Source organism: Streptomyces sp. NPDC052020 (genome assembly GCF_040680575.1).
Lineage (GTDB): Bacteria > Actinomycetota > Actinomycetes > Streptomycetales > Streptomycetaceae > Streptomyces.
This window is the reverse complement of sequence record NZ_JBFAWY010000034.1, coordinates 40152-60865: the sequence shown is the minus strand read 5'-3', so window position 1 is coordinate 60865 and position 20714 is coordinate 40152. Positions and strand designations below refer to the sequence as shown.

The following is a 20714-nucleotide window of genomic DNA, read 5'->3' as shown; positions in this document are numbered from 1 at the left end:
CACGGACAAACCCGTGACCAGTAACCTCGGCGTTCATGGAGCAGAGGCATCTCGGCCGCACGGGCCTGCGCGTGTCCCGCATCGGTCTCGGCACCCTGACCTGGGGGCGGGACACCGACGAGCATGACGCGGCGGAGCTCTTGAAGACCTTCTGGGAGGCGGGCGGGACCCTCGTCGACACCGCGGACGTGTACGGCGACGGGGAGGCCGAGTACCTGCTCGGAAAACTCATGGACGGCCTGGTGCCGCGGCGGGATCTGGTGATCTCGACGAAGGCGGGCAGCGTCCCCGACCCCGACCGCCGCTTCGACGGCTCACGCGGCCATCTGCTCTCCGCGCTGGACGCCTCGCTCGCCCGGCTCGGCACGGACCACGTCGACCTGTGGCACGTCCACGCCTTCGACCCCCACACGCCGCTGGAGGAGACGCTCCACGCCCTGGACCTGGCGGTCGCCAGCGGCCGGGCCCGCTACGCCGGGGTCTCGAACTTCTGCGGCTGGCAGCTGGCCAAGGCGGCGACCTGGCAGCTGGCCGCGCCGGGTGCGCGGACCCGGCTGGCCAGTACGCAGATGGAGTACTCGCTGCTCCAGCGCGGCATCGAGCGGGAGGTGCTGCCCGCCGCGCTCGACCTGGGGATCGGGCTGCTGCCGTCTTCCCCGCTGGGCCGCGGGGTCCTGACCGGCAAGTACCGGGGCGATGTCACACCGCCGGATTCGCGCGGCGCTTGCGAACACCTGGCGCCGTTCGTGGCGCCCTACCTCGACGACACCGCGAGCCGCATCGTGGACGCGGTGGCGACGGCGGCGGACGGGCTCGCCGTGACCCCGCTCCAGGTGGCCCTCGCCTGGGTCCGGGACCGGCCCGGCGTGGCCTCGCCCATCGTCGGCGCGCGGAACGCGCGGCAGCTCGCCGCGGCGTTGTCAGTGGAGGCCCTTAGTCTTCCTGACGAGATCTGCCGGGCGCTCGACGACGTGTCGGCGCCCGTGCACCGCTATCCCGATCACGACTGGAGCACGCTGTGAGCACGGAGCCCGAGACCACGGAGCACGCCGAGCCGGGGACACCGGGCACCACGGAGGCGGGCGCGTCCCGGGACACGGACACCCCGCCCGGACCGCGGGAATCCGGAGGCGCGGACCCCGCGCCGGGCCGGGACGGGACAGACGACGAGGCAGGCGGTGGTGAGGCGGCCTCGCGGGCCGAGGAGGCGGCCGGGCACGCGGTCGGGCACACCGGCGGCACGGGCGCCGGGGACGGGGAGTCCGGGGACCCGGAGTCCGACGCCCCGGAGACCGGGGACCCGGAGTCCGACGCCCCGGAGACCGGCGATCCGGAGTCCGACGCCCCGGAGACCGGCGATCCGGAGACCCGGCGCGCGAGCGCCGAGGGCGCCGGTCCCGGCAGCCTCGACATTGCGGGAGACGGAGACGCGCAGACCGCGGGCGAGCACGCCGGGGAGCACGGCGAGCAGGACTTGGGCGCCGGGGACGCGGACGGCGGGAGCGGGGACCTGTCCGAGGCCGAGGCCGAGTTGCTCGCCCAGCGGCTGGAGCGGGAGCGCATCGAGCGGCGCAAGGCCGAGAAGAAGGGGCCGATCGCGAGCGGGGCCAAGCTCAGCGGCAAGGCGGCCGATCTGCTCGCCGCCGTCCGTGCCGTCGAGAGCGGCGAGAAGCCCGCGGCCACCGTCTTCGGCGGTCCCGAGCGGGCTCCGCGCCGCCCCGCCCCCGAGCCGGTCCGCCGGCCCCGGCCGGCGCCGGTCCCGGCGGCCCCCGCGCCCGCGGCCCCCGCGGCGGAAACCGTGCGGGCCGTGCGGCGCGTGCTGACCGAGGGCAACGCGCCCGAAGCACTCGCACCGCAGGTCGCCGCGGTGCTCGGCGAGGGCGCGGAGGAGCGACTGCGCGCGGACCCCTGGCAGCTGCTGCGGGTGGCGGGCCTACGGCCGGAGCAGGCCGACGGCTTCGCACGGGCGCTGCTCGGCGCGGAGTGCGGCCCCGGCGACGAGCGGCGGGGCCGCGCGGTCACCGGCTGGCTCCTGGAGCAGGCGGCTCTGGCCGGGCACACCGCCCTGGAGCTGCCGCAGCTCACGGCCACGCTGGCCCGGCGTGGCGTGCCGGACCCCGACGCCGCCGTGCAGAGCACGCTCGCCGAGGGCGAGGCCCTGGTGTTCCAGGACGCCCTGGACGAGCCCGGCGCCCCGGCCCGGCCGGACGACGCGGCGGCGCAGGAGGACGGTGCGCAGGACGAGCGTCCGGTGCGTGTCCTGATCGGCCTGGAGCGGTACGCGCTCGCGGAGGAGAGCCTCGCCGACGGTCTGGCCCGGCTGGTGAACTCGGTGCCGGCGCGGGCCGCCGCCGAGGAGGACTGGGAGCGGGCCGCCGCCTCGGCGCAGGGTTCCGCGGCCGACCTGATCCGCGCGGTCGCGGCCCACGCCCTGGTCCTGCACGCGGGCGGCGAGGCGTCCCTCGCCGAACCGGCGGCGCTGCTGCGCGCCGCCCACGGCCTCGGCCTGCGCGTCTGGGCCGCCACGCCCAGCCCGGCCGGCCGCGCCCGGTTCGCGGCGCTGCTGGGCGGCCCGGCCGACGCGGCGGCGGACCCGGCGGCTCCGGTGACGACCGTCAGCGGGCTCCTGGCCGGCTCCGAGGGGCCGGGGCGAAACGCGGACGGGGCGCTCGATCTCGATCTGCTCGTCGTGTTCGACGCCCCCCAGCTGGACGTCGAGGCGGGAGCGCTGCTGACCGAGTCGCTGCCGGACGGGGCCAGGCTGGTGCTGGCCGGGGACCCGGCGGTGCTGTGGTCCGTGGGCCCGGGACGGGTCTTCGCGGACCTCCTGGCAGCGCGGATCTGCCCCCAGATCGCCTCGCGGCGTCCCGATCCCGGCCCGCTGGGCGAGTTGGTCTCCGGCATCGGCGCCGGAGAGCTAAACCAGGTTCCGGCGCCGGGCAAGGAGGTCGTGATCGTCCCGGTGCGGGACGCGGGCGAGGCCGTGCACCGGACCGTGCAGCTGGTCGCGGACTCGGTGCCGCGCGCGATCGGCGTCCCCGCCGACGAGACCCAGGTCATCACTCCGGGGCACGGTGGTGCCGTCGGCACCCGCGCGCTGAACGCGGCGCTGAAGGAGCGGCTCAACCCGGGCCCCGGCCGCTTCGGCGGTTTCGACCCGGGCGACCGTGTCGCCTACTCCCCCGCCCCGGGCCGTACGCTGCCGGGCCGGGTGGTGAAGGCCGACGCGGACGGGCTGCACCTGTCCTGCGCGGGGGAAGCCGTCGTCGTACCGAAGGACCGCGTGGAGCGGTGTGTGCGGCACGGGTGGGCGCTGACCGCGCACCAGGCGGTGGGTGGCCGGTGGCCCGCGGTGGTCGTGGTCCTGCCCGGCGACGCGGCACCGGTCCTCAGCCGTCCCTGGGTCTACACGGCGTTCGGCCGGGCCGAGCGCCATCTGTCCGTCGTGCACGGCGTGGAGCAGGCGCTGCCGCACGCCGTGGCCGAGGTCCCGGCCAAGCCCCGGACGACGCGGCTGCCGGCCCTGCTGGCTCCCCAGGTGCCCGCGGCCGGCTGAGCGGGCCGGGGAACGCGGGACGGCGGTGGCCGTCAGGGGCCCGCCCTGACGGCCACCGCCGCCGTCGCTCCGGGGGACGCGTCCCGGGGCTCAGCGCTCAGCGCCCGGTGCCCCGCGGTCCGAGATCGTCACCGTCCTCGCCGTCCTCGCCGTCCAGCACCCCGTCAGCGTCATCGTCGTCGATCTCGTCGAGCGCGTCGATGTCGTCGTCGGTGTCGTCGTCGAAGACCGCGCTGACGTCGAACCGGCAGACCACCCCCTGCGGATCGATCTGCTCGAACGGTGCCTCCAGCCATTCGCCAGCCTCGGCGGGTTCGTCCGCGGCCGTGACCCACAGCGTGGAGTCGCCCTCCTCCAGGCCGAACTCCTTGTGCCGCGAGGCGATCTCGTCCGGTTCGAACTCGCCGAACAGCAGGCCGAGCGCCCCGTGGACCGTGCCGGAGGCGTGCGTGGCCGCGCCGTCGTCCTCATCGGCCGCCTCGATCCGCCTGGCCTGCGCCAGCAGCCGCTGCGGCTCCACGACGGTGTAGTCGCGGCGGATCAGCACGCTCAGCGCGTTCGGCTCCTCGGGGCCGGTGTACGGCGGCAGCGTGTCGTCCGCGCCGGGGATCTCGAAGGGGGTGACCTCGTCGTAGCGGTCGTAGAGCAGCTCGTCGTACGCCTCTGCGGCCGCGGCCAACTGGTTGAACGCCTCGTAGACGGCCGGGTCGTCCTCCCCCGACCTGCGTTCGACCGCGGCCAGGTGGCGGTCGAGCGCGGTCTTGACCGCCTCGGCGGCGGCGCGTACCTCGGCAGCGGTGGGCTGCGCAGCATCAGACATAGTGCAGACGCTATCCGTAGCCGGGCCCAGCCCGCACAATAGATGCGATGCCGGAATACGAATTTGTCGACGTGTACGTACCGCGCGGGGTCTCCCGCAAGGCCGCGACACGTCTGCTGACGGACCACGCCGAGTACGGACACTGGGAGTTGTACCGCCTGAGCCTGCTGCGCGACGGCAGCCGCCGGGTGCGATTGCGCCGGCGGATCATCCGCCAGGTGCGCGCCACGTGGTGAGCGGGGACCGGGAGTGAGTGACGGAGACGCAGCGGGCCCCGCGGATGCGGGGCCCGCTCCGTGTGCCGGTGGTGCGGCACCGGGTACGTGCTGGACGCCTGCTCGCCCCCAGCTGTCGCGTCACGCCGAGGCACGCGCCTTCCGGTAGAGGACCACACCGGCGAGCAGCGCTCCCGCGCCCACCGGCAGGGCGAGGCCGAGCGGCAGGTCGCTGCCGGTCTGCGCGAGCTGCGCGGTGCCCTTGGGCTGAGTGACGAACTGGACCTCCGGCTCGTTGCCGCGCGAGGGGTCGTCCGGCCCGTCGGGCTTCTCGGGCGTGGCGGGGTTCTCCGGCGCACCGGGGTTCTCCGGCTGCTTCGGAGGCGTCTTGGGGCCGCTGCTCGGCGGGTTGCCGTGCGAGCCGTCTTCGTTGACGCAGTCGTTGCCCTCGGTCGCGTTGCCGAGGCCGACGACGTCGACGCTGTTGCCGCAGACGTTCACCGGCACCTGGATCGGGGCCTGGACGTGGTTGCCGGAGCCCACCCCCGGAGAGTCGGTGGCGTGACCGTCGGCGTGCGCGCCGCCGGAGCCGCCATGGCCGCCGGAGCCGCCGGAGCCTCCGTAGCCGCCGTCGTCACCGTAGCCGCCGGACGCGCCGCCGCCCTCGTTGACGCACGCGTTGCCCGCCACCGGGTTGAGGAGGCCGACGACGTTGACCGTGTTGCCGCAGACGTTCACCGGGATGTGCACGGGCGCCTGCACGGTGTTCCCGGACAGTACGCCGGGCGAGCCGGACGCGGCGCCGTGAGCGCCGGAGTCGGCGTGGGCGGCGCCGCCGGCGGCGGCGAGCACACCGGTCGCGGCCGCCATCGTCATCAGGCCCTTGCGGGTGACCTGTCGCATTTGCTGAATACCTGCCTTCGACCTTGTGCCGTTGTGCCGTTGTCTCGAGTTCGTGTTCTCAAGGCCGGTCGGCCCCGCAGCGCGCGGCACACGCTCCGGGGCCGACGGGCTCAGACCCTCAGGGGGTGAGGCTCAACGTCACTTGTTGATGCAGGTGTTGCCGAAGGCGGGGTTCAGCAGACCGATCACGTCGACCGTGTTGCCGCAGACGTTCACGGGGACGTGCACCGGCGCCTGAACGACATTGCCGGACACGACACCCGGGGAGTGCACGGCGGCACCGTGGGCACCGGCGTCGGCGACGGCCATGCCCGCGCCCGTGAGAACCAGGCCACCCGTGGCAACCGCGGCAGCGACGACCTTCTTGATCATTATTCCTCCTCGTTGGCACGCGATCCCAATGTTTCGGATCACATGACGAGTAACGAAGAGGGAGTAATCGAGCTACGAGCTTATGGTCGCATTCACCCGTCCCAGTCGGGCTCCGCACGCCCGAGCGAATTGTGAAGTCTCGTTTCAGCGGGCCAAACCGGGACGGGTCGCTTCAGGACGCGTCGATGAACCGGTCCAGCACCCGCACGCCGAACTTCAGGCCCTCCACGGGAACCCGCTCGTCGACGCCGTGGAACATGCCCGCGAAGTCCAGCTCCGGCGGCAGCTTCAGCGGCGCGAAGCCGAAGCAGCGGATGCCGAGGTCGTCGAAGGACTTGGCGTCGGTGCCGCCGGAGAGCATGTACGGCACGGCCCGCGCGATGGGGTCCTCGGCGCGCAGCGCGCTCTGCATGGCGTCGACGAGCTTGCCGTCGAAGCCGGTCTCCAGCGCCTTGTCGGCGTGCACGTCCTCCCGCTTCACCCGCGGGCCGAGGATCCGGTCGAGGTCGGCGAGGAACTCCTCCTCGTAGCCGGGCAGGAAGCGGCCGTCGACATGGGCGGTGGCCTGGCCGGGGATGACGTTGACCTTGTAGCCGGCGCCGAGCATGGTGGGCGCCGCCGAGTTGCGCAGCGTGGTGCCGATCATGCGGGCGATGCCGCCGAGCTTGGCGAGGGTCTCGTCCATGTTCTCGGGGTCGAGTTCGGTGCCCAGCGCGTCGGACAGCTCGTCCAGGAAGGCCCGTACGGTCTTGGTGACCCGCACCGGCCACGTGTGGCGGCCGAGCCGGGCGACGGCGTCGCACAGCTCCGTGATCGCGTTGTCGTCGTTGGTCATCGAGCCGTGGCCGGCCGTGCCGTCGACGGTGAGCCGCATCCAGTGCATGCCCTTCTCGGCGGTCTCGACGAGGTAGAGGCGCAGTTTCTCGTTGACGGTGAAGGAGAAGCCGCCGACCTCGCCGATCGCCTCGCTCACCCCCTCGAACAGCTCCGGGTGCCGGTGCACCAGGTGCTTGGCGCCGTACGTGCCGCCCGCCTCCTCGTCCGCGAGGAAGGCCAGCACGATGTCCCGGGGCGGCTTGCGTCCGCTGCGCAGCCGGTCGCGCACGACCGCCAGGGTCATCGCGTCCATGTCCTTCATGTCGACGGCCCCGCGGCCCCACACGCACCCGTCGGCGATCTCGCCGGAGAAGGGGTGGTGGGTCCAGTCGTCCGCGTTGGCGGGGACGACGTCGGTGTGGCCGTGGATGAGCAGGGCGGGCCGGGACGGGTCCTCCCCCTCGATCCGGGCCACCGTCGAGGCGCGTCCCGGGTGGGACTCGAAGATCTGCGGTTCGAGCCCCACCTCGGCGAGCTTCTCGGCGACGTACTCCGCCGCCTTGCGCTCGCCCGGACCCGAGTGGTCGCCGTAGTTGCTGGTGTCGATCCGGATCAGCTCGCGGCAGAGGTCCACGACCTCGTCCTCGCCGGTGACGCCCCTGGCCGTGCCCGTCTCGCTCACGTGCTTCCTCCCGCTGTCACTGCTGGTGGGTCCCCCTCATCCTCCCTCTCCCGCCGGTGGGGCCCAAGACCGGTCCCGGCCCGTCACACGCCGTTCACGTCCGGACGGGGGTGATCGGACACCCCCGAAAGCCTGGTAATGTTTACGTCGTCGCCGCGGGGAACACCCCGCACGACAGACACCTTGTCCGGGTGGCGGAATGGCAGACGCGCTAGCTTGAGGTGCTAGTGCCCTTTATCGGGCGTGGGGGTTCAAGTCCCCCCTCGGACACCACGGGAAGGGCCCCTGCGACGCGGGGGCCCTTCCGCTTGTCCGGACGGCGGCCGCGAGCAGGCAGAATGGCGGCATGACCACGCGTTCCTGCCCGTGCGGGCTGCCCGAGGCGTACGAGAGGTGCTGTGGCCGCCATCACCGCGGCGCGGCGCCCGCACCGACCGCCGAGGCGCTGATGCGGTCGCGCTACAGCGCGTTCGTCAAGCGTGACGAGGCGTACCTGCTGCGCACCTGGCACCCCCGCACGCGGCCGGCGCGGGTCGACTTCGACCCGGGGACGCGGTGGACCGGGCTGGAGATCCTGGACACCGGCGGCGGATCGGCGTTCCACACCACCGGGACCGTGACCTTCCGGGCCTCGTTCCGGGGCGGCGCGCTGCACGAGCGCAGCCGGTTCGAGCGGGTCGACGGGGCGTGGGTGTACGTCGACGGGGACTTCCTGGACTGACGCTCCCCCGGCCGGTCCCCGGTCCGCCGCCCGCCCGGCCGCCGGGGCGGCGGCGCTACGGCGCCAGGATGTCGAGCTCTTGCAGCGCTCCCACGGTGATCTCCCGGGTGAGCCGTTCGGCGAGGCCGGCGTCGCCCTCGCGGACCGCCTCGGCGACCTTCACATGGAGGGTGACGGCGGACGGGTCGGGGTCGTGGAACATCACGTCGTGGTGGGTGCGGCCGGCGAGGACCTCGGCGACGACGTCGCCGAGGCGGGCGAACATCTCGTTGCCGGAGGCGTTGAGGATCACGCGGTGGAAGCCGATGTCGTGGAAGAGGTACTGCTCCAGCCGGTGACCGCGTGAGTTGGCGACCATGCCGAGCGCGCACTCGGTCAGCTTCGCGCACTGCTCGGCCGTGGCGTTGCGCGCCGCCAGGCCCGCCGCGACCGGCTCGACCGCCGAGCGCAGCACGGTCAGGGAGCGGAGCTGGTGCGGGCGGTCGGCGCCGGCCAGGCGCCAGCGGATCACCTGAGGGTCGTACACGTTCCACTCGGCCTTGGGGCGGACGGTCACGCCCACGCGGCGGCGCGATTCGACCAGATGCATCGATTCCAGGACGCGCACGGCCTCGCGCATCACGGAGCGCGACACGTCGAAACGCTGTGCCAGCTCGTCCGTCCGCAGGACGCTGCCCGGAGGGTACTCCCCCGCGGTGATCTCGGGGCCGAGGGTGTCCAGTACGCGGCCGTGCAGCCCCCGGCCCATGGTGCTCATGCACTCAGCGTACGGGGCACGTCACGGGATCAAAAAATCAGACTTATACATCACACCCTCTTGAATTTGTCCTACCTAATAGGTTTCAGTTGCGTCGACATCACGTGTCAACGAAGACAGCAGACAGCGAGAGCACGATGCATCAACCGCACACCCCCCACGTCGTCGTGGTCATGGGCGTCGCGGGCACGGGCAAGACCACCATCGGTCCTCTGCTCGCGGCCCGGCTCGGCGTCCCCTACGCCGAGGGCGACGACTTCCACCCGGCCGCCAACATCGCCAAGATGTCGGCCGGCACCCCGCTCACCGACGACGACCGCTGGCCGTGGCTGGACGCCATCGGCGCCTGGGCGCACGGGCGGGCGGGCCTCGGCGGAGTGGTGAGCAGCTCCGCGCTCAAGCGGTCGTACCGCGACCGGCTGCGGGCCGCGGCTCCCGGTCTCGTCTTCGTGCACCTCACGGGCAGCCGCGAGCTGATCGAGGACCGGATGTCCCAGCGGCAGGGGCACTTCATGCCGACCGCCCTGCTCGACTCCCAGTTCGCCACGCTCCAGCCGCTTCAGCCGGACGAGGCGGGCGTGGCCGTGGACGTCGCGGGCAGCCCCGAGGAGATCACCGAGCGTGCCGTGCGGGCGCTGAGGGCCCTCCCCGGACCCACCCGCTAGCTCTCGCCCCGGCTCCCCCCCATCCCCGTGCCGGGGCCGCACCGCGACCGGTGCCACGGCCCTGTCACCCCCCTTCCCCCCCCGACTCCCCATCACCTCTAGGAACCACCGTGACCAGACTCAGCGTCGAGATGCTGGCAGCGGAGACCGCCGAGCCCATCACCTCGGCCGGCCACGCCCAGCTGGGCGTGGCCGTGCTCTTGGGCATCGCCGTCATCGTCCTGCTCATCACCAAGTTCAAGCTGCACGCCTTCCTGGCGCTGACCATCGGGTCACTGGCCCTCGGCGCGTTCGCCGGGGCGCCGCTCGACAAGGTGATCACCAGCTTCACCAGCGGCCTCGGCTCGACCGTCGCCGGGGTGGGCGTCCTGATCGCCCTGGGCGCGATCCTCGGCAAGATGCTCGCCGACTCCGGCGGCGCGGACCAGATCGTGGACACGATCCTCGCCAGGGCGAGCAAGCGGTCGATGCCCTGGGCGATGGTGCTCATCGCCTCCGTCGTCGGTCTGCCGCTGTTCTTCGAGGTCGGCATCGTGCTGCTGATCCCGGTGGTCCTGATGGTCGCCAAGCGCGGCAACTACTCCCTGATGCGCATCGGCGTCCCGGCGCTCGCGGGTCTGTCCGTGATGCACGGCCTGGTCCCGCCGCACCCCGGCCCGCTGGTCGCCATCGACGCGGTCAAGGCCAACCTGGGCGTCACCCTGGCGCTGGGCGTGCTGGTCGCCATCCCGACGGTGGTCATCGCCGGTCCGGTGTTCTCGAAGGTCGCGGCCCGCTGGGTCGACGTCCCCGCCCCGGACCGCATGATCCCGCAGCGCGCCTCCGAGGAGCTCGAGCGGCGCCCCGGCTTCGGTGCCACCCTGGCCACCGTCCTGCTGCCGGTCGTCCTGATGCTCGCCAAGGCGCTGGTCGACATCATCGTCGACGACCCCGGCCATCTGATCCAGCGCGTCTTCGACGTCGTCGGCTCCCCGCTGATCGCCCTGCTCGCCGCGGTGATCGTGGGCATGTTCACGCTGGGCAGGCCCGCCGGGTTCAGCAAGGAGCGCCTGTCGTCGCTGGTCGAGAAGGGGCTCGCCCCGATCGCGGGCGTGCTGCTGATCGTCGGCGCGGGCGGCGGCTTCAAGCAGACGCTCGTCGACTCCGGCGTGGGCCAGATGATCCTGGAGATCTCCGACGACTGGTCGATCCCGGCGCTGCTGCTGGCCTGGCTGATCGCGGTGGCGATCCGGCTCGCGACCGGTTCGGCGACCGTGGCGACCGTCTCGGCGGCCGGTCTGGTCGCCCCGCTGGCGGCCGACATGTCCACCACGCACGCCGCCCTGCTGGTCCTGGCGATCGGCGCCGGCTCGCTGTTCTTCAGCCATGTCAACGACGCCGGTTTCTGGCTGGTGAAGGAGTACTTCGGCCTGAACGTCGGCCAGACCGTCAAGACCTGGTCGCTCATGGAGACGATCATCTCCGTGGTCGCCGGCGCCCTGGTCCTGCTGCTGTCCCTGATCATCTAGGGACTTTCCTCCGGATCAGACCGCCCCGCCGCCCCCGTCTCCCCGTGACGCCACTGGCCGTCCCGGGGAGACGGGGGCGGTCGCGTGTGGCGGACTCGTCCGGCCGTGCCCCTCCGGCCGGACGGGTGCCGCTCAGGAGCCGGTCCGGGCCGCCTTCTCCATCTGGAACGCCTCGTTGCCGAGCCCGATGCGGGCGTGCCGCTCGGGGGCGCGGGCGCGCAGGACGAGGCCCTGCGCCAGCCCGGCGACGACGGCCAGGCCGATGATGCCGGGGAGCACCCAGCTCAGGGAGGAGCCGGGACCGGCGCCGACCAGCACGTCGAAGTCCTTCACGGTGTAGCCGGCGATCACCAGCAGGGCGATGGCCGCCAGCGAGGACGTCGCGATCCGCACGGCCTGGGCCCGGGCGGCGCCGCGGCGGGCGAAGAAGACCACGACCGACACGGAGGCCGCCGCCATCAGCACGATGACCCCGAGGGCGCCGATGTTGCCGCCCCAGGTGAACAGGTGCAGGACGGGTGCGGTGGGGTCCCCCGCCGGGTTGTCGTCGGCGAGCGCGAAGCCGGTGACGACGGCCGCGGAGACGGCCGTCTGGAGCAGCGAACCGGTGCCCGGGGCGCCGCTGCCGCCGCTGGTCCGGCCGAAGGCGGCGGGCAGCAGGCCCTCGCGGCCCATGGCGAAGGCGTACCGGGCGACGACGTTGTGGAAGCTGAGCAGCGCCGCGAACATGCCGGTGACGAACAGCACGTGCAGGACGTCCGTGAAGGTGCCGCCGAGCCGGGACTCGGTGAGGAAGAACAGCAGCCCGGCGCTCTGCTCCCGCGCGGTGCCGACGATCCGGGAGGGCCCGGCGGCCACGGTCAGCGCCCAGCTGCTGAGCGCGAAGAAGACGGCCACCCCGGCCACCGCGAGGAACATCACGCGCGGCACCAGGACGTGCGGGCGGCTGGTCTCCTCGGCGTACACGGGTGCCTGCTCGAAGCCGAGGAAGGCGGCGATGCAGAAGCACAGCGCGGTGCCCACTCCCGCTCCCGACAGCGTCTGCGGGTCGAACGCGTCCAGCGACAGCCCCTGCGCGCCGGGATCGGCGACGGCGGCGATGTCGAAGAGGACGACGAGAACGACCTCGATGAGCAGCAGGACGCCGAGCACGCGGGCGTTGACGTCGATCTTCAGCCAGCCCAGCGCGCCGACGGCCAGCACGGTCAGCAGCGCCGGTATCCACCAGGCGACCTCGACGCCGGCGTAGGTGGCCAGGAGACCGGAGACCTCGAAGCCGAGGATGCCGTAGATGCCGACCTGGAGGGCGTTGTAGGCGACCAGCGCCACCAGCGCCGCGCTCGCTCCGGCGGTGCCGCCGAGCCCGCGGGAGATGTACGCGTAGAAGGCGCCGGCGTTGTGCACGTGCCGGCTCATCTCGGCGTATCCGACACTGAACAGGATCAGCACCACCCCCAGCACGACGAAGAGCAGCGGCTGGCCGACGATGCCCATCACCGCGTATGTGGTGGGCATGACACCCGCGACCACCATGAGCGGGCCGGTCGCCGCGAGGACGGACAGCAGCAGTCCCCCGGTGCCGAGGCGGTCGGCGCGCAGCGCCCGCTCCTGCCCTTTGAACGTGCTGATGGCGGCGCCGGCGGACCGGCTCGTGGGGGAACTGTCCGTGGTCATCGTCAGACCGTCCTTCTGTGGGATGCGGGGGGTCAGACCGTGCCGAGCGCCCTGGCGCGGGCGGCACGGAAGGCGGTGTGGGCGTCGCGGCCGGGGTACGACCACGGTTCGGGCGTGGCGTGGTCGCCGATCCGGTGGAACAGGGCGGCGGCCTCGGCGGACCGCCCTTCGCAGTACTTGGCGTGGGCGAGGAAATTGAGGTCGATCAGTCGGCGCGGGTGGCCGTCCTGCTCCCATTCCAGCCACCAGTCGAAGGCGGCCTTCAGCACCAGCCGGGCCCGGCGGTCCGCCCAGTGCCCCGAGGCCGCCGGGTCGGCGGACTCGTGCCCGGCGGTGGCCAGCGCGCGGTAGCGCTCGGCGTGCGCGATCACCGGCAGGATCGCCAGCGGGGAGTCGGCGGGGGCCTGCTCGGCGGCCCAGGCGGCGAAGTCGTAGACCTCGTGCAGCGGGTCCGGCCCGGCGTCCGCGCGGCGCTCGGCGAGCCGGGCGACCACCAGGTGGTGGGCGTGATGGTGGTCGGCGTACCGCGCGCGCACCTCCTCGAACAGCCGCACGACATCACGCTCCGGCCCCCGCCCCCGCTCCAGCATGAGCAGCCCTAACCAGGGCGTCGGATCGGCGGGGGCCCGCTCGGCGGCGCTCCGGCACGCCTCCCGGGCGCGCTCCGGTCTCTCCTTGCCGCGCAGCGCGCGCCGCGCCAGGGCCAGCGCGAGCAGGACCGAGGCGTCGGCGGACTCGGGCTCGGCCAGCAGCCACTCGCGGGTCCAGGCGGCGCAGGAGGGCTCCGCGGCCAGGACGGTCACCCGGTGCCCGCGCCGGTCCCAGTCGTCGCCGGTCCGGGCGAGCAGGGAACGGGCGGACTGCCATCGCCCCTGCGTGAGCGCGGTGCGGGCGGCGACGAGCTCGGTGTCGTCGAGAGCCTCGTCGAAGACCTGGGCCGCGCGTCTGCGACCACGGCCTAAAGGAGGCGGGGGTGGGGGCACCGCGGGACTTCCTCACGCGCACTCTTGGGGCCGTCGGCTGCCGGACCGCCATGAACCGATCACGCACAGCAAACCGGGAGCCAAGGCTGCGCGTCAAGGGCTTCAGTTGGCGTTACACGCTTCAACTACCCTGACTCCAGGGGCATTTGTGGCACGGCCCGGGTCCCGCCACCGCCCGTTGTGGTCCACGCCATGGCGCCACGCATCCCGTCCCCGCACCATGGCACTACGGTCACGCCGCACCGCAGGCATGGCCGCGCCGGCCGCCCGGCCGCCCCGGGCGCTCCCACGGCAGACCGGGCACCCCTGGGACCCCGCCGGCGCTCCCGCCCCACCGCCCGCCCGATCATCGAGGTACGCAGCGTGTCGGTTCTGGTTCTGGTCCTCGCGGTGAGCGCCGCGTGCTGCATGGGCCTCGGTTTCGTCCTCCAGCAGAACGCGGCCCAGCGGGCCCCGCTCGGCGACTTCCTCTCGCCCCGCCTGCTGCTGGACCTCATGCGGGTGCCGCGCTGGCTGGGCGGTACGGGGCTGGTGGTGGCCGGGATGGCGCTGGGCGCGGTCGCCCTGGGCCGGGGGGAGCTGTCCCTGGTGGAACCGCTGCTGGCGACGAACCTGCTGTTCGCGCTCGCGCTCTCCCGCAGGCAAACCGGGCGGCCGCTGGGCCGCCAGGGCTGGGCCGGTCTCGCGCTGCTCGCGGGCGGCGTGGCCGCGTTCGTGGTGGCGGGCGAACCGCGCGGCGGCACGGCGGTCACCGATCCGCTGCGGCACTGGCTGATCATCGGTCTGATGACCGGGTCCGCCCTGCTGCTCACGGCGTACGCCAGGCGCCCCCGCCTGAGCTCCGCCCCGGTCCTGCTGGGCCTGGCCGCCGGGCTGCTGTACGGGGTCCAGGACGCCCTCACCCGGGTCAGCGGCGAACGCTTCTCGGCGGGCGGCCTGACCCACCTGCTGACCTCCTGGCAGCCGTACGCCGTGCTGCTCATCGGCGTCACCGCGCTGATCCTCGTACAGAGCGCGTTCGAGACGGCTCCCCTGCGGATGTCGCTGCCCGCCCTGACCGCGGCCCAGCCGCTGGCCGGCATCGCCTGCGGCGTCGGCTTCCTCGGCGACCGGCTGCGCACCGACGCGGGCGCGCTGACCTGGGAAGCGTGCGGTCTGGCGGCCGTCGTCGGGGGCATCGTCCTGCTGGGCCTGCACCCGGCGATGCCCCGGGGCACGGCGCACCGCCCGCCGGCGCGGGACCTCCAGCCGCGCTGACCGCCCCGGCGGGCCCGGTGCTTGGATGGGCGCCATGAGCGCTGACGAGATCCTCGACATCGTCGACGAGAACGACCAGGTCATCGGGCAGTCCCCGCGCGGCGAGGCGTACGCGCGAGGCCTGCGCCACCGCTGTGTCTTCGTACTGGCCCGGGACGCCGGGGGCCGCGTCTTCGTCCACCGCCGGACCGCGACGAAGTTGGTCTTCCCCTCCCTCCACGACATGTTCGTCGGCGGTGTGGTCGGCGCGGGCGAGTCCTACGACGACGCGGCCCTGCGCGAGGCCGAGGAGGAACTGGGCGTGAGCGGGCTGCCGCGTCCGGAGTACCTGTTCACGTTCCTGTACGACGACGGCGCCGGCCGCGCCTGGTGGTCGGCGGTGTACGAGGTCCGCTGCGAGATGCCGGTGCGGCCGCAGGCCGAGGAGGTGGCGTGGTACGACTTCCTCCCCGAGGAGGAGGTCCGGCGGCGGCTCGGGGAGTGGGAGTGGGTGCCGGACGGGCTGGCGGCGTACGAGAGGCTGCGGGCGCATCGGGGGTGATGCCGCCGGGGCGCGTACGGCGGGAAGGGACGTGTCGGGGGTGTCCGCCCGCGGCGGTTGGCGCGTCGCCCCCCGGACTTCCTCGGCCGGCCGATTCCGCGCCGTTCCGAGGACGGAGACCCCCGACGCGGCCCGACCCGCCCGCGACGGGAAGGCGCCACGCGCACCCCACCGGAGCCGCCCGGGCGCCGCGGGCAGGACGGCGCACCCCCCGCCGGGCCGCACAGGCGCCGCAGCGCACCCCACCGGACCGCACACGCACGTCCCAGCGCCCCCGGCCCGGCCGCCCGGCCGAACCGCCCGGGCACAGGCGCGCACTCAGCCGTTAGGGTCGTCAACGTGATCGAATTCGCACGGACCGTCCGGCTGTGGTTCGCGCCCGCCAGGATCCGACGCGAGGGCAGCACGCCCGACTACCGCTTCTCGCTGGCGAACGAGCGCACCTTCCTGGCCTGGCTGCGCACCGCCCTCGCACTGATAGGCGGCGGTTTCGCCGTCGACCAGTTCCTCCCGGACCTCCGCTGGGGCTGGCGCGTCGGCCTCGCCCTGGCGCTGCTCGCCGCCGGTGTGCTGTGCGCCCTGCGCGCGGTGAACCACTGGGTGCGCTGCGAGCGGGCGATGCGCCGGGGCGAGGACCTTCCGGTGTCCCGGTTCCCGGCCCTGCTCAGCGTGGTGATCGCCGTCGTGGCGATCGCCATGGTCGCCGTGGTCCTCCTCGGGTGGGAGGGATGAGCTCCCCGGCCGCCCCGGACCGCGACCCCGGCCTCCAGCCCGAGCGCACCCACCTCGCCTGGCGCCGCACGACCCTGTCGGCCACCGTGGCCGCCGTACTCGCCGTCAGGACCGCGCTGCACACCGGCGCCTCCCCCGCCGGGGCCGTCGCCGCGGCCGCGTGCTGTGTGCTCTGGCTGACCTTCCTCACCCTCGCCCACCGCCGCATCCGCACCCTCGCGTCGGCGGCGAGCCCTCCGGCGCTCTCTCCGGCGCACGCCACCGCCGCGGCTCTCGGCACGGTGGCGATGGCCGTCTGCGGTGCGGTCCTCGTACTCTGACCCCGCGCCGCAGCCACCCGAGCCACCCGGCCGCCCGAGCTATCCGGGCCGTCCTTCGTCCCCGGCCACGGTCACGACGATCTTCCCCCGCGTCCGCCCCTCCTGGTTGCGCCGGTAGGCGTCCGCCGCCCGCTCCAGCGGAAACGTCTCCGACACGTGCACACCCACAACCCCCTGCTCCGCCAGCTCGGACAGCCGCAGCAGGTCCTCGGCGTCGGGGCGCACGAAGCAGTACTGCCCGCCGTACTCGACGACGTCGCCGTCGGCGATCGACGCCAGCCGCCCCTCCGGGGCCAGCAGGTTCGCCGACGTCCGCAGAGCCTCGCCGCCGACCGTGTCGAACACCGCGTCCACCCCCTCGGGCGCCAGCCCCCGCACCCGCTCGGCCAGTCCCTCCCCGTACGTCACCGGCTCGCCGCCCAGTCCCCGCACGAAGTCGTGGTTGCGTTCGCTCGCCGTGCCGATGACCCGGGCGCCCAGGTACCGCCCCAGCTGGACGGCGATCGAACCGACCCCGCCCGCCGCGGCATGCACCAGGACCGTCTCGCCCCGTTTGACCCCGAGGGCCCTGTACAGCACTTGGTAGGCGGTCAGCCCCACCAGGGGCAGTCCGGCCGCCTCCTCGAAGGACAGGTTGCGCGGCTTGCGCGCGAGGGTGCGCACGGGGGCCGCGACGTACTCGGCGAAGGTGCCCCGGGAGAGGAAGTCCTCACGGACGTATCCGATGACCTCGTCTCCCGCCCGGAACTCCGTGACGGCGGCGCCGGGCCGTACCACGACCCCCGAGACGTCCCATCCGGGCACCACCGGGAAGACGGGCTCCAGGACGGCGTCGAGGTAGCCCTCCCGGCACTTCCAGTCCACCGGATTGACGGCCGCCGCCCGTACCCGCACCAGCACCGAGTCGGGCCCGACCCTGGGTTCTCGCACCTCGCCGTACTCCAGCACCTCGGGGCCGCCGTACCGTGCGTAGCTGATCGCCTTCATGGTTCCGACCCTCTGGGGTACCCGGACGCCACGCAACCCAAATGACCCGATGTACGCCTTTCGCGTGTCACCGCCCCCCTTACACCACAACCGGCCCTTACAGACAACCCACTTTCCGACCACCTTTCCAACCCACCCCCTTCCGCTCCGGAGCCCCGGAGGTGAGCGCCATGACCACCGCCCATCAGGAGCACACCGCCCACCCGCACACCCACGGCCGGGACTGCGGGCACGCCCCGGTCCCCCACGGTGACCACACCGACTACGCGCACGACGGCCACCTGCACCGCGAGCACGCCGGGCACTGGGACGAGTGCGAGCCCACGGGCCACGCCTCCCATCAGGGCCACGACCACCAGCACGGCGAGAACTGCGGGCACGCGCGCGTGCAGCACGGCGACCACGTCGACTATCTGCACGACGGCCACCGCCACGCCGCCCACGAGGGCCACTGGGACGACCACTGACACCGGGACACCGGGATACCCACCGACCCCCGGGCCGTCGGCCCGGTCCGGTCACCCCCATCCGGACCGGCCTCCGGCCCGAAGTCGCCACCGCGCAGCTCCCCGCCGCCTCGGCCGGGGAGCTGCCGTCCTATCGTGGCGCCGATCACGTTCCGCCCCGGCACTAGACGGCATACCGACCGGTCGGCATCATGAGCGGGTACTGTCCGTTCGCCGGAAGGCACCGCAGGACCCGTAGGAGCGCCGATGAGCCCCGACCACCCGCCCGGACTCGACCTCGACCGGCTGCGCGGCCTGCTCGACCGCGAGCGTCCCGGTCTGGTGAGCGGCCCGCTGTCCGGCCGGCTGATCGAGGGCGGGCGCTCCAACCTCACGTACGCGGTCTCCGACGGCACGGCGAGGTGGGTGGTACGGCGCCCGCCGCTCGGCCATGTGCTGGCGACCGCGCACGACATGAAGCGCGAGCACCGGGTGATCAGCGCCCTGCACCCGACGGACGTGCCGGTGCCGCGCCCGGTGCTGCTGTGCGAGGACGAGGAGGTGCTCGGGGCGCCCTTCTACGTCATGGAGTTCGTCGAGGGCACGCCGTACCGCACGGCGGACCAGCTCGCCCCGCTGGGCCCCGACCGCACCCGGGGCGCCGTGCTGAATCTGGTGGACACCCTCGTCGAGCTGCACGCCGTGGACCCCGCCGAGGCGGGCCTGGCGGACTTCGGCCGCCCGGAGGGCTTCCTCGACCGGCAGCTGCGCCGCTGGGCCAAGCAGCTGGCCGCCTCCCGCACCCGTGACCTGCACGGCATCGACGAGCTGCACGCCACGCTCGGCCGGGAGCTGCCCCGCTCGGCCGCGCCGGCCGTGGTGCACGGCGACTACCGGCTGGACAACGTGCTGATCGGGCCGGACGACCGGATCAAGGCGATCCTCGACTGGGAGATGTCGACGCTCGGCGACCCGCTGACCGACCTGGGCCTGCTGGTGATGTACAGCGCGCCGCTCGGCCTGCCCGGCTCCCCCGTCTCCACCACCGCCGAGGCGCCCGGGCATCCGGCTCCGGCGGAGCTGATCGAGCGGTACGCCGCCCGCTCGGGACGGGACGTCTCGGCCGTCTCCTGGTACACGGCGTTCGCCTGGTTCAAGCTCGCCGTGATCCTGGAGGGCATCCACTACCGCTACACACAGGGCCAGACGGTGGGCCGCGGCTTCGACCGCATCGGCGACCTCGTCCCGGTCTTCATCGAGCACGGACTGACCACTCTTCACGAAGGCTCCCAGGAGGGCTGATCCGCATGGACTTCGCGTTCGACGCGCGCACCGAGGAACTGCGCGCCAGGCTCCTCGCCTTCATGGACGAGTACGTCCACCCGGCCGAGGCCGTCGCCCACGAGCAGCGGGCGCGGCTGGCGTCGCCGTGGGACACCCCGCCGGTCGTCGAGGAGCTGAAGGCCGAGGCACGCCGCCAGGGCCTGTGGAACCTCTTCCTGCCCGACGCCGAGCACGGCGCCGGCCTCACCAACCTCCAGTACGCGCCGCTCGCGGAGATCACCGGCCGCAGTCCGCAGCTCGCCCCGACCGCCACCAACTGCGCGGCGCCGGACACCGGCAACATGGAGGTGCTCGCGCAGTTCGGCGACGAGCGGCAGCGGAAGCAGTGGCTCCAGCCGCTGCTGAACGGCGAGATCCGTTCCGCGTTCGCGATGACCGAGCCGGACGTGGCCTCCTCCGATGCCACGAACATCACCACGCGCATCGAGCGGGACGGCGACGAGTACGTCATCACCGGCCGCAAGTGGTACATCTCCGGGGCGATGAACCCGGACTGCAGGATCTTCATCGTGATGGGGAAGACGGACCCGGACGGGGCGGACATCCGCCGCCAGCAGTCCATGGTCCTGGTCCCCCGCGACACCCCGGGCGTCACCGTCCAGCGCGCGATGCAGGTCTTCGGCTACGAGGACCACTGGCACGGCGGCCACGCCGAGGTCGTCTTCGACCACGCGCGCGTGCCGGTGTCGAACCTCATCGGCGAGGAGGGCGGCGGCTTCGCCATCGCCCAGGCCCGGCTGGGCCCCGGCCGCATCCACCACTGCATGCGGCTGATCGGCATGGCCGAGCGGGCGATCGAGCTGATGTGCCGGCGGGCGGTGACGCGCACGGCGTTCGGCAAGGCGCTGGCGCAGCAGGGGGTCGTCCACAACTGGATCGCGGACGCGCGGGTGGCGGTCGAGCAGCTGCGCCTGCTGGTCCTGAAGACGGCCTGGATGATGGACACCGTCGGCAACAAGGGCGCCCACACCGAGATCCAGGCCATCAAGATCGCCACGCCGCGCACGGTGGTCGGCATCCTGGACCGGGCGATCCAGCTGCACGGTGCGGGCGGGGTGAGCCAGGACTTCCCGCTGGCCGAGCTGTACGCCGGCGCCCGCACCCTGATGCTCGCCGACGGCCCGGACGAGGTGCACCAGCGGTCGCTGGCGCGCCGGGAGCTGAAGAAGTACCTCTCCTAGTGCCGCGCCAGGCAACGTTCACCCTGTCGCGGCACTGGCTCCCGAGGCTTCACGGCCCCGCGGCACACCGGCCCCGGCAGCGCCCGGAGTCAGTAGCCCCCGGAGTAGTGGTGGTCCGCGCGGGCCAGGGCGCGGACGAAGGAGACGAAACGAAGCCGGAGCGGTGGTCTGCGGTACCCACGCGGTGGTCTGCGGTTCATGCCTCCAGCCTGGACCGCGGCCCGTCCAGCGGTC

21 protein-coding genes and 1 tRNA gene are annotated in these 20714 nt (G+C 73.5%); 14 read left to right on the top strand and 8 right to left on the bottom strand.

Annotated features, from left to right (window positions below; genetic code table 11):
• Positions 1 to 35 precede the first annotated feature (35 nt).
• Positions 36 to 1022 (top strand): aldo/keto reductase, encoded by a 987-nt coding sequence (locus AB0L74_RS27860; RefSeq protein ID WP_365658040.1) that lies wholly within the window; start codon positions 36 to 38, stop codon positions 1020 to 1022.
• Positions 1019 to 3556, top strand: coding sequence for a helix-hairpin-helix domain-containing protein (locus AB0L74_RS27855; RefSeq protein ID WP_365658038.1), 2538 nt, complete (start codon positions 1019 to 1021; stop codon positions 3554 to 3556). The genes AB0L74_RS27860 and AB0L74_RS27855 overlap by 4 nt, the downstream gene beginning before the upstream one ends.
• Positions 3557 to 3653: 97 nt before the next feature.
• Here the strand turns inward: AB0L74_RS27855 and AB0L74_RS27850 are convergent, their stop codons facing one another.
• Positions 3654 to 4376, bottom strand: a complete 723-nt coding sequence (locus AB0L74_RS27850) for a hypothetical protein (protein ID WP_365658035.1) — start codon at positions 4374 to 4376, stop codon at positions 3654 to 3656.
• Positions 4377 to 4423: 47 nt separating this feature from the next.
• Here AB0L74_RS27850 and AB0L74_RS27845 point away from each other — a divergent pair, with 47 nt between their 5' ends.
• A complete protein-coding gene (locus AB0L74_RS27845; protein ID WP_365658032.1) occupies positions 4424 to 4612 on the top strand; it encodes a DUF5703 family protein in 189 nt (62 codons plus the stop codon).
• Between the two features lie 120 nt (positions 4613 to 4732).
• On the opposite strand, the gene AB0L74_RS27840 is transcribed toward AB0L74_RS27845, so the two are convergent.
• The 3 genes from AB0L74_RS27840 to AB0L74_RS27830 form a co-directional block, all read right to left on the bottom strand.
• Positions 4733 to 5494: a chaplin family protein gene (locus tag AB0L74_RS27840; protein WP_365658028.1), complete on the bottom strand. Its 762-nt coding sequence runs from the start codon at positions 5492 to 5494 to the stop codon at positions 4733 to 4735.
• Between the two features lie 138 nt (positions 5495 to 5632).
• A complete protein-coding gene (gene chpH, locus AB0L74_RS27835) occupies positions 5633 to 5866 on the bottom strand; it encodes a chaplin ChpH (protein ID WP_365658025.1) in 234 nt (77 codons plus the stop codon).
• Between the two features lie 172 nt (positions 5867 to 6038).
• Positions 6039 to 7364, bottom strand: coding sequence for a M20/M25/M40 family metallo-hydrolase (locus AB0L74_RS27830; protein ID WP_365658022.1), 1326 nt, complete (start codon positions 7362 to 7364; stop codon positions 6039 to 6041).
• Between the two features lie 185 nt (positions 7365 to 7549).
• On the opposite strand from AB0L74_RS27830, the gene AB0L74_RS27825 reads away from it, so the two are divergent.
• Together AB0L74_RS27825 and AB0L74_RS27820 are read left to right on the top strand one after the other, a co-directional pair.
• Positions 7550 to 7637: transfer RNA gene (locus AB0L74_RS27825), tRNA-Leu, on the top strand.
• A 73-nt stretch (positions 7638 to 7710) separates the two neighbouring features.
• On the top strand, positions 7711 to 8085 hold the full coding sequence (locus tag AB0L74_RS27820; RefSeq protein WP_365658020.1) for a YchJ family metal-binding protein: 375 nt from the start codon (positions 7711 to 7713) through the stop codon (positions 8083 to 8085).
• Between the two features lie 55 nt (positions 8086 to 8140).
• Here the strand turns inward: AB0L74_RS27820 and AB0L74_RS27815 are convergent, their stop codons facing one another.
• A complete protein-coding gene (locus AB0L74_RS27815) occupies positions 8141 to 8842 on the bottom strand; it encodes a FadR/GntR family transcriptional regulator (RefSeq protein WP_365658017.1) in 702 nt (233 codons plus the stop codon).
• Positions 8843 to 8979: 137 nt separating this feature from the next.
• On the opposite strand from AB0L74_RS27815, the gene AB0L74_RS27810 reads away from it, so the two are divergent.
• Both AB0L74_RS27810 and AB0L74_RS27805 read left to right on the top strand, forming a co-directional pair.
• On the top strand, positions 8980 to 9507 hold the full coding sequence (locus AB0L74_RS27810) for a gluconokinase (protein ID WP_365658014.1): 528 nt from the start codon (positions 8980 to 8982) through the stop codon (positions 9505 to 9507).
• Between the two features lie 110 nt (positions 9508 to 9617).
• The gene (locus AB0L74_RS27805; RefSeq protein WP_365658011.1) at positions 9618 to 11015 is read left to right on the top strand and encodes a gluconate:H+ symporter; all 1398 of its coding nucleotides are present in this window, start codon (positions 9618 to 9620) and stop codon (positions 11013 to 11015) included.
• A 132-nt stretch (positions 11016 to 11147) separates the two neighbouring features.
• Here the strand turns inward: AB0L74_RS27805 and AB0L74_RS27800 are convergent, their stop codons facing one another.
• Together AB0L74_RS27800 and AB0L74_RS27795 are read right to left on the bottom strand one after the other, a co-directional pair.
• Entirely contained in the window at positions 11148 to 12689 is a 1542-nt protein-coding gene (locus AB0L74_RS27800; RefSeq protein ID WP_365658008.1) for an APC family permease, read from the bottom strand.
• A gap of 32 nt (positions 12690 to 12721) precedes the next feature.
• Complete coding sequence (locus AB0L74_RS27795) at positions 12722 to 13672, bottom strand: hypothetical protein (RefSeq protein WP_365658005.1); 951 nt, start codon at positions 13670 to 13672, stop codon at positions 12722 to 12724.
• Between the two features lie 363 nt (positions 13673 to 14035).
• Between AB0L74_RS27795 and AB0L74_RS27790 the strand changes: the two genes are divergently transcribed.
• The 4 genes from AB0L74_RS27790 to AB0L74_RS27775 all read left to right on the top strand — a co-directional run bounded on the left by AB0L74_RS27790 (position 14036) and on the right by AB0L74_RS27775 (position 16522).
• Positions 14036 to 14929, top strand: a complete 894-nt coding sequence (locus tag AB0L74_RS27790; protein WP_365658002.1) for a DMT family transporter — start codon at positions 14036 to 14038, stop codon at positions 14927 to 14929.
• 34 nt (positions 14930 to 14963) lie between these two features.
• Positions 14964 to 15470 (top strand): NUDIX domain-containing protein, encoded by a 507-nt coding sequence (locus tag AB0L74_RS27785; protein WP_365657999.1) that lies wholly within the window; start codon positions 14964 to 14966, stop codon positions 15468 to 15470.
• Between the two features lie 339 nt (positions 15471 to 15809).
• Positions 15810 to 16202 (top strand): DUF202 domain-containing protein, encoded by a 393-nt coding sequence (locus AB0L74_RS27780; protein WP_365657996.1) that lies wholly within the window; start codon positions 15810 to 15812, stop codon positions 16200 to 16202.
• Positions 16199 to 16522, top strand: a complete 324-nt coding sequence (locus AB0L74_RS27775; protein WP_365657993.1) for a DUF202 domain-containing protein — start codon at positions 16199 to 16201, stop codon at positions 16520 to 16522. The genes AB0L74_RS27780 and AB0L74_RS27775 overlap by 4 nt, the downstream gene beginning before the upstream one ends.
• Before the next feature lie 39 nt (positions 16523 to 16561).
• Here AB0L74_RS27775 and AB0L74_RS27770 read toward each other — a convergent pair whose 3' ends face one another.
• Complete coding sequence (locus AB0L74_RS27770; protein WP_365657990.1) at positions 16562 to 17509, bottom strand: NADP-dependent oxidoreductase; 948 nt, start codon at positions 17507 to 17509, stop codon at positions 16562 to 16564.
• 170 nt (positions 17510 to 17679) lie between these two features.
• Between AB0L74_RS27770 and AB0L74_RS27765 the strand changes: the two genes are divergently transcribed.
• The 3 genes from AB0L74_RS27765 to AB0L74_RS27755 all read left to right on the top strand — a co-directional run bounded on the left by AB0L74_RS27765 (position 17680) and on the right by AB0L74_RS27755 (position 20480).
• Positions 17680 to 17976, top strand: coding sequence for a hypothetical protein (locus tag AB0L74_RS27765; protein ID WP_365657987.1), 297 nt, complete (start codon positions 17680 to 17682; stop codon positions 17974 to 17976).
• Between the two features lie 246 nt (positions 17977 to 18222).
• Entirely contained in the window at positions 18223 to 19257 is a 1035-nt protein-coding gene (locus AB0L74_RS27760; RefSeq protein WP_365657984.1) for a phosphotransferase family protein, read from the top strand.
• 5 nt (positions 19258 to 19262) lie between these two features.
• On the top strand, positions 19263 to 20480 hold the full coding sequence (locus AB0L74_RS27755; RefSeq protein WP_365657981.1) for an acyl-CoA dehydrogenase family protein: 1218 nt from the start codon (positions 19263 to 19265) through the stop codon (positions 20478 to 20480).
• Positions 20481 to 20714 lie beyond the last annotated feature (234 nt).

Coding starts and splice junctions, on each gene's coding strand:
- AB0L74_RS27860 (WP_365658040.1), top strand. CDS start 36: ATGGAGCAGAGGCATCTCGGCCGCACGGGCCTGCGCGTGTCCCGCATC.
- AB0L74_RS27785 (WP_365657999.1), top strand. CDS start 14,964: ATGAGCGCTGACGAGATCCTCGACATCGTCGACGAGAACGACCAGGTC.
- AB0L74_RS27765 (WP_365657987.1), top strand. CDS start 17,680: ATGACCACCGCCCATCAGGAGCACACCGCCCACCCGCACACCCACGGC.
- AB0L74_RS27760 (WP_365657984.1), top strand. CDS start 18,223: ATGAGCCCCGACCACCCGCCCGGACTCGACCTCGACCGGCTGCGCGGC.
- chpH (WP_365658025.1), bottom strand. CDS start 5,866: ATGATCAAGAAGGTCGTCGCTGCCGCGGTTGCCACGGGTGGCCTGGTT.
- AB0L74_RS27815 (WP_365658017.1), bottom strand. CDS start 8,842: ATGAGCACCATGGGCCGGGGGCTGCACGGCCGCGTACTGGACACCCTC.
- AB0L74_RS27850 (WP_365658035.1), bottom strand. CDS start 4,376: ATGTCTGATGCTGCGCAGCCCACCGCTGCCGAGGTACGCGCCGCCGCC.
- AB0L74_RS27810 (WP_365658014.1), top strand. CDS start 8,980: ATGCATCAACCGCACACCCCCCACGTCGTCGTGGTCATGGGCGTCGCG.
- AB0L74_RS27820 (WP_365658020.1), top strand. CDS start 7,711: ATGACCACGCGTTCCTGCCCGTGCGGGCTGCCCGAGGCGTACGAGAGG.
- AB0L74_RS27845 (WP_365658032.1), top strand. CDS start 4,424: ATGCCGGAATACGAATTTGTCGACGTGTACGTACCGCGCGGGGTCTCC.
- AB0L74_RS27775 (WP_365657993.1), top strand. CDS start 16,199: ATGAGCTCCCCGGCCGCCCCGGACCGCGACCCCGGCCTCCAGCCCGAG.
- AB0L74_RS27840 (WP_365658028.1), bottom strand. CDS start 5,494: ATGCGACAGGTCACCCGCAAGGGCCTGATGACGATGGCGGCCGCGACC.
- AB0L74_RS27755 (WP_365657981.1), top strand. CDS start 19,263: ATGGACTTCGCGTTCGACGCGCGCACCGAGGAACTGCGCGCCAGGCTC.
- AB0L74_RS27770 (WP_365657990.1), bottom strand. CDS start 17,509: ATGAAGGCGATCAGCTACGCACGGTACGGCGGCCCCGAGGTGCTGGAG.
- AB0L74_RS27800 (WP_365658008.1), bottom strand. CDS start 12,689: ATGACCACGGACAGTTCCCCCACGAGCCGGTCCGCCGGCGCCGCCATC.